This window comes from Klebsiella sp. GG_Kp146 (assembly GCF_040061975.1).
Taxonomy (GTDB): Bacteria; Pseudomonadota; Gammaproteobacteria; order Enterobacterales; family Enterobacteriaceae; genus Klebsiella; species Klebsiella quasipneumoniae.
Genome location: NZ_JBEAHA010000013.1, coordinates 278,515 through 292,096 on the forward strand (window position 1 = coordinate 278,515; position 13,582 = coordinate 292,096).

Below are 13,582 nucleotides of genomic sequence, written 5' to 3' on the forward strand. Positions count from 1 at the left end.
TAGATCACCGACGCTTCAAATTAGCATACTTCTTTACACAGCGCCGATCTTTATTCTTACTCTTCTGCTTGACCTTCCCGTTACGGTAGGGTTTAAGCTCAAATATTCGCCCGCAGAATAAAAGGATGTGAATATGCAACGTCGAGACTTCCTCAAACTGACCGCTGCGGTCAGCATGGCCAGCGCGTTACCGCTTTGGAGCCGTGCGGTCTTTGCGGCCAGTCGCCCGGCCCTGCCGGTACCGCCGCTGTTGACGGCTGATGCGCGCAACCGTATCGCGCTGACCATCCAGGCGGGCAAAACGCAGTTTGGCGCTTTGAACGCCACCACCTGGGGGTATAACGGTTCGCTACTGGGTCCCACGCTGCAGCTGACGCAGGGGAAGGCTATCACGGTGGACATTACCAACCAGCTGGCAGAGGAGACGACGCTGCACTGGCATGGTCTGGAGGTACCCGGCGAGGTCGACGGAGGACCGCAGGGGGTCATCGCCCCGGGCGCCACTCGGACGGTGAGCTTCACGCCAACGCAGCGGGCGGCCACCTGCTGGTTTCACCCGCATCAGCACGGGACCACCGGTCGGCAGGTGGCGATGGGGCTGGCGGGGCTGGTGCTGATCGAGGATGAAGAGAGCGGACGCCTGCTGTTGCCGAAGCAGTGGGGAATCGATGATGTACCGGTGATTGTTCAGGACAAGAAGTTTACCGCCGCTGGCGAAATTGATTATCAGCTGGATGTGATGAGCGCTGCCGTCGGCTGGTTTGGCGATACGCTGCTGACCAATGGCGCTCTCTATCCTGAACATGCCGCCCCGCGAGGCTGGCTACGTCTGCGCTTGCTGAACGGCTGTAATGCCCGTTCCCTCAATTTTGCGACCAGCGATAAGCGCCCGCTGTACGTGGTGGCCAGCGACGGCGGTCTGCTGGCAGAGCCGGTGAAGGTCAATGAATTACCGGTCTTGATGGGGGAGCGTTTTGAGGTGCTGGTGGACACCAGCGACGGCAAACCTTTTGATCTGGTGACCCTGCCGGTGAGCCAGATGGGCATGGCCATTGCGCCTTTTGATAAGCCACAGCCGGTACTGCGCGTCCAGCCGCTGGTCATTCCTGCCTCCGGTAAGCTGCTGGATACCCTGGCCGCTATGCCGGCGCTACCTTCTCTGACGGGGCTGACGCAGCGTCAGCTCCAGCTGTCGATGGATCCGATGCTCGACAGGATGGGCATGCAGGCGCTGATGGAGAAATATGGCGATCAGGCGATGGCAGGAATGGATCACGGCATGATGGGGCATGGCGGGATGGGCGACATGGGGAATATGCACCATGGCGACATGAGCAACATGAACCACGGGTCCGGCATGGATCATGGCATGTCGTCGGGCAAGGGATTTGATTTCCATAACGCCAACCGCATCAACGGCAAAGCCTTCGACATGAATGTGCCGATGTTCGCCGCCGCCAGAGGCCAGTATGAGCGCTGGGTGATTTCGGGTAAGGGCGACATGATGCTGCATCCGTTCCATATCCACGGCACCCAGTTCCGCATCCTGAGCGAAAACGGCAAGCCGCCAGCGGCGCATCGTCGCGGCTGGAAAGACACCGTGCGTGTGGAAGGGGACGTGAGTGAAGTATTAGTGAAGTTTGATCATCCGGCGCCGAAGGAGTTTGCCTATATGGCCCACTGCCACCTGCTGGAACATGAAGACACCGGGATGATGTTGGGGTTCACGGTTTAGGGCGGTATAGCCCGGGCGCGTGGGAGAGGGGATAAAGACAAAAAAAAACGGCAACTTTCGTTGCCGTTTTGCGTTTTATTTCGCCTCATCCGGGAGCGCATAGGCGACGATATAATCGCCCATTTTGGTCCCGAACGAGCCGTGACCGCCGGCAGAGATGACAACATACTGTTTGCCATTCACTTCGTAGGTCATCGGGGTGGCCTGACCGCCGGCTGGCAGACGGGCTTCCCACAGCTTCTCACCGTTGCTCATATTGTACGCGCGCAGGTAGTTATCCGCGGTCGCGCCGATGAACAGAACGTTGCCCGCGGTGGAGATCGGACCGCCCAGCATCGGCATACCCATGGTGAATGGGAGTTTAACCGGCATCGGGAACGGCAGGCTGTCCTGCGGGGTACCGATACGTTTTTTCCATACCACTTCGTTAGTTTTCAGATCCAGCGCGGAGATATAGCCCCAGGCCGGCTGTTTGCACGGCAGACCGAACGGCGACAGGAACGGGTTCAGGGTGACGCCGTACGGGACGCCGTACTGCGGCTGCACGCCGGACTCGGTGCCTGAGCCTTTCGCATCTTTCGGCGGCTCCATTGGGTTGCCCGGGCCGCGTGGGATCAGTTTAGAGACGAACGGCAGCGCCATCGGGTTGGCGATAGCCACCTGACGGTTCGGATCGACGGAGATACCGCCCCATTCAAACATCCCCAGGTTACCCGGGAAGACGAGGGTGCCCTGCTCAGATGGCGGGGTGAAGATACCCTCATAGCGCATCTGATGGAAAATCACGCGGCACACCAGCTGGTCGAACATGGTGGCGCCCCACATGTCCGCCCCGGTCAGATCTTTCTTCGGACGGAAGCTCAGATCGGAGAACGGCTGGGTTTTGGCGACGTAATCGCCTTTGGCGGCGCCCTGCGGAACCGGTTTTTCCGGGGCAGGGACCACCAGCTCGCCGTTACGGCGATCCAGCACGAAGATGTTGCCGGTTTTCGCCGGAGCATAGACGACCGGCACGGTTTTGCCGTTGACTTCAATGTCAGCCAGCGTCGGCTGGGAAGGCATGTCCATATCCCACAGATCGTGGTGGACGGTCTGGTAGCTCCAGGCCAGCTTACCGGTGGTGGCGTTCAGCGCGACAATCGAGCTGGCATAGCGCTCTTGCTCCGGCGTGCGGTTACCGCCCCAGATATCCGGAGTGGTCACGCCCATCGGCAGATAGACCAGATCCAGTTTGGCGTCGTAGGCGGCAGGCGCCCAGGAGTTGGGTGAGTTGAGCGTGAAGTGATGCTCATCGCTTGGGATGGCGTTCGGATCTTTCGCGCCCGGATCGAAGGCCCACAGCAGTTTACCAGTATTCACATCAAAGCCGCGGATCACGCCTGACGGCTCGCGGGTAGAGAAGTTATCGGTAACTGCGCCGGCAATCACGATGGTCTTATCGGTGATAATCGGCGGGGAAGTGGGTTCATACATGCCCGGCGTGGTCACCGGCATGTTGGTCTGCAGGTTGAGAATACCTTTGTTGGCAAAGGTTTCGCACAGCTTACCGTTGTCGGCGTTCACTGCGAACAGGCGACCATCGTTCACCGGCAGGATAATGCGGCGCGGACAGTCGGCGACGACGTCGGCAGGGGCGTTATCCGCTTTCGCTTCGTGATACGAGACACCGCGGCAGGTGACGTGCTGGAACGACGGGTCGGCGTTCAGCTGCGGGTCAAAATGCCACTTCTCTTTACCGGAGGCGGCGTCAAGCGCGAACAGACGCTGGTGGGCGGTACACAGGAAGAGCGTGTCGCCGACTTTAATCGGCGTCACTTCGTTAGTGATTTCACCCGGATCGTTCGGCTGTTTCAGGTCGCCGGTGCGGAACACCCAGGCTTCCTTCAGGTTCTTCACGTTGTCGGCGTTAATCTGCTTCAGCGGGGAGAAGCGCTGGCCTTCCTGGTTGCGGCCATAGGCCGGCCAGTCGCCGTCAGCAACGTTGGAGATCGGCGCCGCCGGGGTGGCGTCGGCGCTCAGAGTGCCGTTGATCTCCTGCGGGTCGTTAAAACCGGCCCAGGTCAGCATGCCGCCGCTGATCAGCAAGGCGACGACCAGCGCGCCTACGGCGCCAGCGGAAGGCACCGGCAGACGACGCCAGACAAAGGGCAGGATCAGCCAGATACCAAAGAAGACGAGGATATCGCTACGCGGCGTCAGCGCCCAGAAGTCGAAGCCGACTTCCCAGACGCCCCAGATCATGGTTGCCAGCAGCAGCGCGGCGTACAGCCACAGCGCAGCGCGCTTGCCGCGGAACAGCATCACGGTCACGCCCAGCATCACCAGACCGGCGACGGGGTAGTACCAGGAGCCGCCAAGCACGACCAGCCATGCTCCGCCGATTAAAAGATAGAGGCCGCAGAACGCTGCAAATAGCGCAGTCAGCGTCACCAGGAGCCTTGATTGTTGAGACTTTGTTTCAGCCATAGAAAGTTACTCATGTGTTTGTTAATTTTTTAACTGCAATTAATTATAGGTTTTAACAAGTGTGATCGGAATCACAAATATGGCTTTATTAATCCCTGCACCGCAGATTTCTTTTTGCTGGTATACTGGATGGCTTGCCGGTCATCGTCGGGGCGAAAGCAGCGGCTTTGATGATTTATATTTAGAATCAAATGGTTAGTCTTATGAAACATACTGTAGAAGTGATGATCCCGGAATCCGAGATCAAAGCGCGCATCGCGGAACTGGGTCGTCAAATCAACGAACATTATCAGGACAGCGGCAGCGAAATGGTGCTGGTGGGGCTGCTGCGCGGCTCGTTTATGTTCATGGCCGACCTGTGCCGTGAAGTGCAGGTGCCGCATGAAGTCGATTTTATGACCGCCTCGAGCTACGGCAGCGGCATGTCCACTACCCGTGATGTGAAAATCCTCAAAGATCTGGACGAAGACATCCGTGGTAAAGACGTTCTGATCGTGGAAGATATCATCGACTCCGGCAATACCCTGTCTAAAGTGCGTGAGATCCTCAGCTTGCGCGAGCCGAAGTCGCTGGCCATTTGTACGCTGCTGGATAAACCAAGCCGCCGTGAAGTGAATGTTCCGGTTGAGTTCGTCGGTTTCGCCATTCCGGACGAGTTCGTGGTGGGCTACGGTATCGACTACGCTCAGCGCTACCGCCATCTGCCGTATATCGGCAAAGTCACCCTGCTGGACGAGTAAGGGGATATCCCACTCTGGCGCGCGCGCCAGAGTGGCTAAGTCTGAAGGCTATTTGTGGTTGATGTGCTTGATCTTGAGGTTGGAGATCCCGTGGCGATAGCGCTGTTCAAGGGTTTCCCGGCTCACGGCGGTCACATCCAGATCGCGCAGCAGTCCGTCGTGAATGCCATATGCCCAGCCGTGGATGGTCACCTTCTGTCCGCGCTTCCACGCCGATTGCATAATCGTCGAATGTCCCAGGTTGTACACCTGCTCCATTACGTTCAGTTCACAAAGGGTATCCAGACGGCGCTCCTCCGGCATTTCCCCCAGCAGCGAGCTGTGTTTAAACCAGATATCGCGGATATGCAGCAGCCAGTTGTCGATGAGCCCCAGCTCCGGGTTCTCCACCGCCGCCTGTACGCCGCCGCAGCCGTAGTGGCCGCAGATAATAATGTGCTCGACTTCGAGAACATCGACGGCATACTGCACCACCGACAGGCAGTTGAGGTCGGTGTGGATCACCAGATTCGCCACGTTACGATGCACAAACAGTTCGCCTGGCTCCAGGCCGGTGAGTCGCTCAGCGGGAACGCGGCTGTCAGAACAGCCAATCCACAGGAAGCGCGGTTTCTGCGTTTGCGACAGTTTCTCAAAAAAGCCGGGGTCCTCTTCCACCAGCATTTTTGACCATAGTGCATTGTTGCTGATGAGTGTATCTATATCATTCATGGACGTTATCGGCCTGTAACCAAGTAAGTGCGTTGCGCTAATATAGGGTAAGCTCACCTTTTTTAAAACCATCTTAACCCGTGATGCTTCCGGCTGCAGATGCGCTGGCCGCGCCACTACAGCGCAAACGTCAGTCAGGCGGGTTAATGACGTGTCATGACACGAGAAGAGATATTTAATGACCATTGCTCTGGAATTAAAACAGCTCAAAAAAACCTACCCCGGCGGGGTTCAGGCACTGCGGGGAATTGACCTGCAGGTTGAAGCGGGGGATTTCTATGCCCTGCTGGGCCCGAACGGGGCGGGAAAATCCACGACGATCGGCATCATCAGCTCGCTGGTGAACAAAACCTCCGGTCAGGTCAATGTCTTTGGCTACGATCTGGAGAAAGATGTCGTCAACGCCAAGCGCCAGCTTGGCCTGGTGCCGCAGGAGTTTAACTTTAACCCGTTCGAGACCGTGCAGCAGATCGTCGTTAACCAGGCGGGCTACTACGGCGTTGAGCGTAAAGAAGCCATCGCCCGCAGCGAAAAGTACTTAAAACAGCTCGATCTGTGGGAAAAACGCAGCGAACGCGCGCGGATGCTTTCCGGCGGGATGAAGCGCCGCCTGATGATCGCTCGCGCGTTGATGCATGAGCCGAAGCTGCTGATCCTCGACGAGCCGACCGCCGGCGTCGATATCGAACTACGCCGCTCGATGTGGGGCTTCCTCAAGGATCTCAACGATCGCGGAACCACCATTATTCTGACCACTCACTATCTGGAAGAGGCCGAAATGCTGTGCCGCAACATCGGCATCATCCAGCACGGTACGCTGGTGGAAAACACCTCGATGAAAGCGCTGCTGTCGAAGCTGAAATCAGAGACCTTTATTCTCGACCTCGCGCCAAAAAGCCCGGTGCCGAAGCTCGAGGGCTACCAGTATCAGCTGGTCGATACCTCGACGCTGGAAGTGGAGGTCCTGCGCGAGCAGGGGATTAACAGCGTTTTCGCGCAGCTGAGCGCCCAGGGGGTGCAGGTATTGAGTATGCGTAACAAAGCCAACCGTCTGGAAGAGCTGTTTGTCACCCTGGTGCATGAGCGAAAAGGAGAGTCAGCATGATGCAGCTTTATTGGGTCGCGCTGAAAAGCATCTGGACCAAAGAGATCCACCGTTTTATGCGCATCTGGGTGCAGACGCTGGTGCCGCCGGTGATCACCATGACCCTGTACTTCGTGATTTTCGGTAACCTGATCGGGTCGCGCATCGGCGAGATGCATGGCTTTACCTACATGCAGTTTATCGTGCCGGGCCTGATCATGATGGCGGTGATCACCAACGCTTACGCCAACGTCGCCTCGTCGTTCTTCAGCGCCAAGTTTCAGCGCAACATTGAGGAGCTGCTGGTGGCGCCGGTGCCGACGCACGTGATTATCGCCGGCTACGTGGGCGGCGGGGTGGCGCGCGGGCTGTGCGTGGGTATCCTGGTGACCGCGGTGTCGCTGTTCTTTGTGCCGTTCCAGGTTCACTCCTGGCTGTTTGTCGCCCTGACGCTGCTCCTCACCGCGGTGCTGTTCTCGCTGGCCGGACTGCTGAACGCGGTGTTTGCCAAGACCTTCGATGACATCAGCCTGATCCCGACCTTTGTGTTGACGCCGCTGACCTATCTCGGCGGGGTGTTCTACTCGCTGACCCTGCTGCCGCCGTTCTGGCAGGGGCTGTCGCATCTGAACCCCATCGTCTACATGATCAGCGGCTTCCGCTTCGGCTTCCTCGGTATCAACGATGTGCCGCTGGTGACCACCTTTGCGGTGCTGGTGGTCTTCATCGTCGCCTTCTATCTCCTCTGCTGGTCGTTAATCCAGCGCGGTCGCGGCCTGCGTAGCTGATACTCATCACGGTTAGCGCTTCCGGACGTCAATACGCGAAGCGCTAACCGCTTATCTTTGACCCCCATCACCGATACGCCATCTTCCCCTTGCTACATTATTGGCTGGCTAAGGAGGGAAGCATGCTTGGTTGGGTCATTACCTGCCACGATGAGCTGGCGCAGGAGATGCTGGATCGTCTTGAACAAAAATTTGGTCCGCTGGCCCAGTGCCGGGCGGTCAATTACTGGCGCAATCTCAGCAGCAATATGTTGAGCCGGATGATGTGCGATGCGCTGCATGCCACCGACTCCGGGGACGGGGTCATTTTCCTAACCGACAGAACCGGCGCGGCGCCTTATCGGGCCGCGGCGCTGATGAGCCACAAACATACCCACTGCGAAGTGATCTCCGGCGTCAGCTATTCATTACTTGAAGGAATGTATCTGCTGCGGGACACGTTAAGCAGCGAGGCGTTTCGCCAGGCTATCGTCAGCGCGGGGGGGCCGATGGTGAGCAGCCTGTGGCATCAGCAGCAGAAGAACCCCCCGTTCCGGTTGCGTCATGATACCTTTGGAAATTAAGCAGCGGGACAGATGCCGCTTTTGTTACAATAACCGCCGTTGATGGTTTACCGGTTCGATGCGCATGCTTGCCCGATTTTTTACTCTGCTTCTTTTACTGACCTCACTCAGCGCCTCCGCCAGTCTGCTTAGCCAGCAGGGCAAACCTGTGCGCTATATGCAAACCACCGAAGACGCGGTGATCTGGGCGCAGGTGGGGAACCATGTGGTCAGCGTGGGCAATGTGCGTGCCGGGCAGATCCTCGCGGTTGTCCCGACGGCGGCTGATTACTATGAGTTTCGCTTCGGCTTCGGCACCGGGTTTATTGACAAGGGCCATCTGGAGCCAGTGCAGGGGAAGCAGCGGGTGGAGGACCGTCTGGGGGATCTCAATAAGCCGCTGAGTAACCAGAATTTACTCACCTGGAAAGATACACCGCTCTATGACGCTCCCTCAGTGAGCAGCGCGCCGTTCGGCACGCTGGCCAATAATCTGCGCTATCCGATCCTCAGCAAGCTGAAAGACCGCCTCAATCAGACCTGGTTTCAGATCCGCATTGGCGATCGGCTGGCGTGGGTCAGCAGTCTGGATGCGCAGGAGGATAACGGGATCCCCGTGCTGACCTATCACCATATTCTGCGTGACGAAGAGAACACCCGTTTCCGCCATACCTCGACCACCACCTCGGTACGCGCCTTCAATAACCAGATGACCTGGCTGCGGGATCAGGGGTATACCACGCTGACCCTGTATCAGCTGGAAGGCTACGTGCGCAATAAAATTAACCTTCCGGCGCGGGCAGTCGCCATTACCTTCGATGACGGTTTGAAATCGGTAAACCGCTACGCCTATCCGGTGTTGAAACAGTATGGCTTCCACGCCACCGCTTTTATTATCTCTTCGCGCATCAAGCGTCATCCGCAGCAATGGGATCCGAAATCGCTGCAGTTCATGAGCATTTCTGAGCTCCGGCAGATCCAGGACGTCTTTGACATTCAGTCGCATACCCACTTCCTGCACCGGGTAGACGCCGGCCGGCGGCCGATCTTATTCAGCCGCAATTACCATAATATTCTGTTTGATTTTGCCCGTTCGCGCCGGGCGCTGAGTCAGTTTAATCCACATGTGCTCTACCTTTCCTATCCCTTCGGCGGCTATAACGCCACGGCGGTGCAGGCGGCGAATGACGCCGGGTTTCATATGGCGGTGACGACGGTGCGTGGGAAGGTGAAGCCGGGGGACAATCCGTTTCTGCTAAAGCGGTTATATATCTTACGCACGGATTCGCTGGAGACGATGTCGCGGCTGATCAGTAACCAGCCGCAGGGGTAAACTTCGGCGCTGCGCCTGAGCGCAGCGCCGTGGTCATCAGGCGACCTGCACCGGAATCGCTTTCGCCTGGCGCTTCATTTCGTTGTCGCCTTCGAAGTAGGCGATGTTGGGCTGCCAGCGGCGCGCCTCTTCGTCAGACATGGTGACGAAGCTGGCGATGATCAGGATATCGCCGACGCTGGCGCAGTGCGCGGCGGCGCCGTTAACGGAGATGATTCTGGAACCCCGCTCGGCGGCAATGGCGTAGGTGGAGAAACGGTTGCCGTTGGTGACGTTCCAGAGGTGAATGGTCTCATTCTCCAGAATACCGGCCGCATCCAGGAAATCCTGGTCAATGGCGCAGGAACCTTCATAGTGCAGGTCAGCCTGCGTCACTTTTACGCGGTGGAGCTTGCCCTGCAGCATATTACGCATCATAACTTCTACCCTTCAACCTTAATGTAGCAGAGCGGACACGACGTCCGCCCTGAGAAAAGCCCGGGCAAGTATTGCCCGATTTTTACCCGCTGTCTACTGACCGAGCGTGACGATCTGGTTGTCGATCAGGCGGGCCTGACCGAGCCAGGCGGCCATCAGGATCACCGCGCGCTGGCTGGCGTCGGTCAGCTCAAGCAGGGTGTCGGCATCGCGGATCTGAATGTCGTCGGCGCGGAAACCTTTCTCGTTCAGCTCCTGCTCGGCGATAGCGATGATCTCGTCGAGCTGACGGTCGCCGGCGGCCAGTTTTTCCGCCACCGCGCTCAGCACTTTATACAGACCGGGGGCGATTTTGCGCTGGTCGGCGGTCAGATAGCCGTTACGCGAGCTCAGCGCCAGGCCATCCTTCGCGCGGACGATCGGCACGCCGATAATATCGATATCGTAGCCCATGTCGGCAACCATCTTGCGGATCAGCGCCAGCTGCTGGAAGTCTTTCTCGCCAAAGCAGGCGACGTCTGGCTGAACCAGGTTGAACAGCTTACTGACGATGGTCGACACGCCGCGAAAATGGCCCGGACGGCTGGCGCCTTCCAGCATAGTGGACAGGCCGGGGACGTCGACGTAGGTCTGGCCTTCGGTGCCCTGCGGGTAGACTTCCGCCGGCGTCGGCGCGAAGACAAAGTCGACATGACGCTTGTTCAGCTTTTCGCAATCATCCTGCAGGGTGCGCGGGTAGCGCGCCAGGTCATCGGCGCGGTCAAACTGCATCGGATTGACGAAAATACTGACCACCACCACGTCCGCGCTGGCTTTGGCTTCATCAACCAGCTTCATATGACCATCATGCAGGTTGCCCATCGTCGGGACCAGCGCGATACGCTTGCCTTCCTGACGCAGACGGCGGATATGCTGACGCAGCAGCAGCACGGATTCTATAATCAGCACAACAAGACTCCTTAATGGAAACTGTGTTCTTCGCCCGGATAGACCCCGGATTCGACTTCGGCAATATACTGCCGCACCGCGGCGCGGATGTCGCCCGCCTCGGCAAGGAAATTCTTGGCAAATTTCGGAATGTGGCCGCCGGTAATGCCGAAAGCGTCATGCATCACCAGGATCTGCCCATCGGTGACGTTGCCCGCGCCGATGCCGATCACCGGAATGGTCAGGGCTTCGGTGATGCGTTTCGCCAGGGCGACCGGCACGCATTCCAGCACCAGCAGCTGCGCGCCTGCCGCTTCCAGCGCTAACGCGTCTTCAAACAGGGTCTGCGCCGCATCGCCGCGGCCCTGCACTTTATAGCCACCGAATACGTTCACCGACTGCGGCGTCAGGCCGAGGTGGCCGCAAACCGGCACCGCGCGTTCCGCCAGCATCCTCACGGTCTCGGCCAGCCAGGCGCCGCCTTCGAGTTTGACCATATTGGCGCCAGCGCGCATCACGATGGCGGCATTTTCGAAGGTCTGCTCCGGCGTAGCGTAGGCCATAAACGGCAGGTCGGCGAGCAGCAGGCTGTTCGGCGCGCCGCGGCGGACGGCGCGGGTGTGATAGGCGATATCTTCCACGGTGACCGGCAGGGTAGAGTCGTGACCCTGCACCGTCATTCCCAGCGAGTCGCCCACCAGCAGCACATTAATGCCTTCATCGGCGAACAGCTTCGCGAAGCTATGGTCGTAGGCGGTAATGGTGGCAAAGCGCTTCTTTTCCTGTTTGCATTTCTGCAGCAGGGCAATGGTGGTCGGTTTCATAACATTTCCTGATGATGAAAGTCATATTAACCGGCATTCTAACAGCAGCATTTAGAGGGGCAATGATTTTGGGCAACCGATTACGACGATCGCCGTAAATGCTAAAAAAGGAGAGGGAATTACCAGATAGCGGGTTTTGTCGCGCCGAGATCATCCAGTACGGTACGCAGCGCAGGGCCGTCAGGAAAGCGGAGGTCCGGGGCGATCTCGAACAGCGGCCAGAGCATAAAGCCGCGGTTTTTCATATCGTAGTGCGGAACGGTCAGACGCTCGCTGTTAATGACCGCATCGCCAAACAGCATGATATCGAGATCGAGGGTGCGCGGCCCCCAGCGTTCGGCTTTGCGCACCCGACCCTGCTGCAGCTCAATGCGCTGGGTGTGATCGAGCAGCGCCTCGGGGGCCAGCGTGGTTTCCAGCGCGACGGCGGCGTTGAGATAATCCGGCTGATCCTGCGGGCCCAGCGGCGGCGTGCGGTAGAACGAAGAGACGTTCACCACGCGGCTGTAAGGTATTTCGCCCAGGGCGCGGATAGCCGCCTGCACCTGCGCCAGTGGCGAAGCGAGGTTACTGCCGAGGGCGATATAGACCAGGGTCATGCGTTACCCTGGCGCGGCGCGCGCTTGCGCGGACGGCGGTGGCGACGGCGCGGCGCCGGATCGTCCCCGAGGTCGTTGAGCATATCTTTTTGCGCTGGCGGCGCGGCGACCAGGAATTCGCCCCACCATTTGGTCAGACGCTGCAGTTCGCCGTTGTTTTCAGCGCCGGCGCGTAGCTCCAGCAGATCGTAGGCGGCGCGGAATTTCGGATGCTCCATCAGCTTCCAGGCGCGTTTGCCCTGGCGACGGGACATGCGCAGCTGCAACTGCCAGATATCGCGGATCAGGGTGGTGATGCGCTTAGGGATCGCCAGCGTACGGCAGGCTTCGTCCAGTACGTCGTTCATCGCCAGCGCGAAGGCGTCATAGTACGCCAGGCCGCTCTCCTGAGCGATTTTTTGCGCTGTTTCCAGCAGCGGATACCAGAACATCACCGAGAAGAGGAAGGCCGGATTGACGCGCATGTCGTTATGAATGCGGGTGTCGGTGTTCTTCAGCACCTGGTTGATGATCCGCTCCATCGGGCTATCGCCGCGCTCGGTAAAGTAGCGGGTGATGGTCGGGAACAGCGGCTGGAACAGGTTGTATTCCCGCAGCAGCAGGTAGGTCTGATAGCCATGCCCGGCCTGCAGCAGCTTGAGCACTTCTTCGAACAGGCGCGCCGGCGGCACGTCGTGGAGCAGGGCGGCCAGCCGCGGCAGCGGTTCGGCCGTTTCCGGGCTGATGGTCATATCCAGCTTGGCGGCGAAGCGCACCGCGCGCAGCATGCGTACCGGATCCTCGCGATAGCGGGTTTCCGGATTGCCGATCAGGCGGATCACGCCGTCCTGCAGATCCTTCATGCCGCCGACGTAGTCGCGCACGGTAAAGTCCGCCACGCTGTAATAGAGGCTGTTTATGGTGAAGTCGCGACGCTGGGCGTCCTCTTCGATCGAGCCGAAGATGTTATCGCGCAGCAGCATGCCGTTCTGGCCCCGCTGGGAGGTGACGCGATCGGTAGTATGTCCTTCGTGATGGCCACGGAAGGTAGCGACCTCAATGATTTCCGGCCCGAACATCACGTGCGCGAGGCGGAAACGGCGCCCGACCAGACGGCAGTTGCGGAACAGCTTACGCACCTGATCCGGCGTGGCGTTGGTCGTGACGTCAAAATCTTTTGGCTTTTTGCCAAGCAGCAGGTCGCGGACGCCGCCGCCGACCAGCCAGGACTCGTAGCCCGCCTTGTTGAGGCGGTACATGACCTTGAGGGCGTTTTCACTGATATCTTTGCGGGAAATAGCATGCTGCTCACGCGGGATCACCGTCATAGGCGTTGGTTCGACGGCGGCTTCTGCCTCGCGCTCCTCACGGCTTAGCACCTTACGGCAAAAATTAGCGACTCGGGTAAAAATGGTGCACCTCGTAGTGTCAGACGGA

The 13,582-nt window shown here is 58.8% G+C and carries 14 protein-coding genes; 7 read left to right on the forward strand and 7 right to left on the reverse strand.

Translation table 11 applies throughout. The features are described from left to right. Positions 1-133 precede the first annotated feature (133 nt). On the forward strand, positions 134-1,735 hold the full coding sequence (gene cueO / locus ABLU95_RS15770; protein WP_101978481.1) for a multicopper oxidase CueO: 1,602 nt from the start codon (positions 134-136) through the stop codon (positions 1,733-1,735). 75 nt (positions 1,736-1,810) lie between these two features. Here the strand turns inward: cueO and ABLU95_RS15775 are convergent, their stop codons facing one another. Continuing rightward, complete coding sequence (locus tag ABLU95_RS15775; protein ID WP_032455031.1) at positions 1,811-4,201, reverse strand: glucose/quinate/shikimate family membrane-bound PQQ-dependent dehydrogenase; 2,391 nt, start codon at positions 4,199-4,201, stop codon at positions 1,811-1,813. Between the two features lie 79 nt (positions 4,202-4,280). On the opposite strand from ABLU95_RS15775, the gene ABLU95_RS15780 reads away from it, so the two are divergent. Beyond that, on the forward strand, positions 4,281-4,400 hold the full coding sequence (locus ABLU95_RS15780) for a hypothetical protein (protein WP_032426021.1): 120 nt from the start codon (positions 4,281-4,283) through the stop codon (positions 4,398-4,400). Positions 4,401-4,404: 4 nt separating this feature from the next. Beyond that, positions 4,405-4,941: a hypoxanthine phosphoribosyltransferase gene (gene hpt, locus ABLU95_RS15785; RefSeq protein WP_004204384.1), complete on the forward strand. Its 537-nt coding sequence runs from the start codon at positions 4,405-4,407 to the stop codon at positions 4,939-4,941. Between the two features lie 48 nt (positions 4,942-4,989). Here hpt and can read toward each other — a convergent pair whose 3' ends face one another. Continuing rightward, complete coding sequence (can, locus tag ABLU95_RS15790; RefSeq protein WP_004204385.1) at positions 4,990-5,652, reverse strand: carbonate dehydratase; 663 nt, start codon at positions 5,650-5,652, stop codon at positions 4,990-4,992. A 178-nt stretch (positions 5,653-5,830) separates the two neighbouring features. Between can and ABLU95_RS15795 the strand changes: the two genes are divergently transcribed. The 4 genes from ABLU95_RS15795 (at position 5,831) to ABLU95_RS15810 (ending at position 9,399) form a co-directional block, all read left to right on the forward strand. Then, the gene (locus tag ABLU95_RS15795; RefSeq protein WP_004204387.1) at positions 5,831-6,757 is read left to right on the forward strand and encodes an ABC transporter ATP-binding protein; all 927 of its coding nucleotides are present in this window, start codon (positions 5,831-5,833) and stop codon (positions 6,755-6,757) included. Further along, positions 6,754-7,524, forward strand: coding sequence for an ABC transporter permease (locus ABLU95_RS15800; protein ID WP_004204389.1), 771 nt, complete (start codon positions 6,754-6,756; stop codon positions 7,522-7,524). Before ABLU95_RS15795 ends, ABLU95_RS15800 begins: the two co-directional genes overlap by 4 nt. A gap of 122 nt (positions 7,525-7,646) precedes the next feature. Continuing rightward, complete coding sequence (locus ABLU95_RS15805) at positions 7,647-8,087, forward strand: PTS sugar transporter subunit IIA (RefSeq protein WP_065882749.1); 441 nt, start codon at positions 7,647-7,649, stop codon at positions 8,085-8,087. A 58-nt stretch (positions 8,088-8,145) separates the two neighbouring features. Beyond that, positions 8,146-9,399, forward strand: coding sequence for a polysaccharide deacetylase family protein (locus ABLU95_RS15810; RefSeq protein WP_065804799.1), 1,254 nt, complete (start codon positions 8,146-8,148; stop codon positions 9,397-9,399). 36 nt (positions 9,400-9,435) lie between these two features. On the opposite strand, the gene panD is transcribed toward ABLU95_RS15810, so the two are convergent. From panD to pcnB, 5 genes are all read right to left on the reverse strand, one after another. Continuing rightward, positions 9,436-9,816: an aspartate 1-decarboxylase gene (gene panD, locus ABLU95_RS15815; protein ID WP_004204397.1), complete on the reverse strand. Its 381-nt coding sequence runs from the start codon at positions 9,814-9,816 to the stop codon at positions 9,436-9,438. Positions 9,817-9,909: 93 nt separating this feature from the next. Beyond that, entirely contained in the window at positions 9,910-10,764 is an 855-nt protein-coding gene (panC, locus tag ABLU95_RS15820) for a pantoate--beta-alanine ligase (protein ID WP_004204399.1), read from the reverse strand. An 11-nt stretch (positions 10,765-10,775) separates the two neighbouring features. Next, positions 10,776-11,567, reverse strand: a complete 792-nt coding sequence (gene panB / locus ABLU95_RS15825) for a 3-methyl-2-oxobutanoate hydroxymethyltransferase (protein WP_023292010.1) — start codon at positions 11,565-11,567, stop codon at positions 10,776-10,778. A gap of 119 nt (positions 11,568-11,686) precedes the next feature. Then, complete coding sequence (gene folK, locus ABLU95_RS15830) at positions 11,687-12,166, reverse strand: 2-amino-4-hydroxy-6-hydroxymethyldihydropteridine diphosphokinase (RefSeq protein ID WP_048296707.1); 480 nt, start codon at positions 12,164-12,166, stop codon at positions 11,687-11,689. Beyond that, complete coding sequence (gene pcnB / locus ABLU95_RS15835) at positions 12,163-13,557, reverse strand: polynucleotide adenylyltransferase PcnB (RefSeq protein ID WP_348879950.1); 1,395 nt, start codon at positions 13,555-13,557, stop codon at positions 12,163-12,165. The genes folK and pcnB overlap by 4 nt, the downstream gene beginning before the upstream one ends. Between the last annotated feature and the right edge of the window lie 25 nt (positions 13,558-13,582).

What these genes read in the sequence shown, in the direction of transcription:
- ABLU95_RS15780 (WP_032426021.1), top strand. Translation starts at nt 4,281, where the DNA reads ATGGCTTTATTAATCCCTGCACCGCAGATTTCTTTTTGCTGGTATACT.
- ABLU95_RS15805 (WP_065882749.1), top strand. Translation starts at nt 7,647, where the DNA reads ATGCTTGGTTGGGTCATTACCTGCCACGATGAGCTGGCGCAGGAGATG.
- panB (WP_023292010.1), bottom strand. Translation starts at nt 11,567, where the DNA reads ATGAAACCGACCACCATTGCCCTGCTGCAGAAATGCAAACAGGAAAAG.
- ABLU95_RS15795 (WP_004204387.1), top strand. Translation starts at nt 5,831, where the DNA reads ATGACCATTGCTCTGGAATTAAAACAGCTCAAAAAAACCTACCCCGGC.
- can (WP_004204385.1), bottom strand. Translation starts at nt 5,652, where the DNA reads ATGAATGATATAGATACACTCATCAGCAACAATGCACTATGGTCAAAA.
- hpt (WP_004204384.1), top strand. Translation starts at nt 4,405, where the DNA reads ATGAAACATACTGTAGAAGTGATGATCCCGGAATCCGAGATCAAAGCG.
- cueO (WP_101978481.1), top strand. Translation starts at nt 134, where the DNA reads ATGCAACGTCGAGACTTCCTCAAACTGACCGCTGCGGTCAGCATGGCC.
- folK (WP_048296707.1), bottom strand. Translation starts at nt 12,166, where the DNA reads ATGACCCTGGTCTATATCGCCCTCGGCAGTAACCTCGCTTCGCCACTG.
- ABLU95_RS15810 (WP_065804799.1), top strand. Translation starts at nt 8,146, where the DNA reads ATGCGCATGCTTGCCCGATTTTTTACTCTGCTTCTTTTACTGACCTCA.
- panD (WP_004204397.1), bottom strand. Translation starts at nt 9,816, where the DNA reads ATGATGCGTAATATGCTGCAGGGCAAGCTCCACCGCGTAAAAGTGACG.
- ABLU95_RS15775 (WP_032455031.1), bottom strand. Translation starts at nt 4,201, where the DNA reads ATGGCTGAAACAAAGTCTCAACAATCAAGGCTCCTGGTGACGCTGACT.
- ABLU95_RS15800 (WP_004204389.1), top strand. Translation starts at nt 6,754, where the DNA reads ATGATGCAGCTTTATTGGGTCGCGCTGAAAAGCATCTGGACCAAAGAG.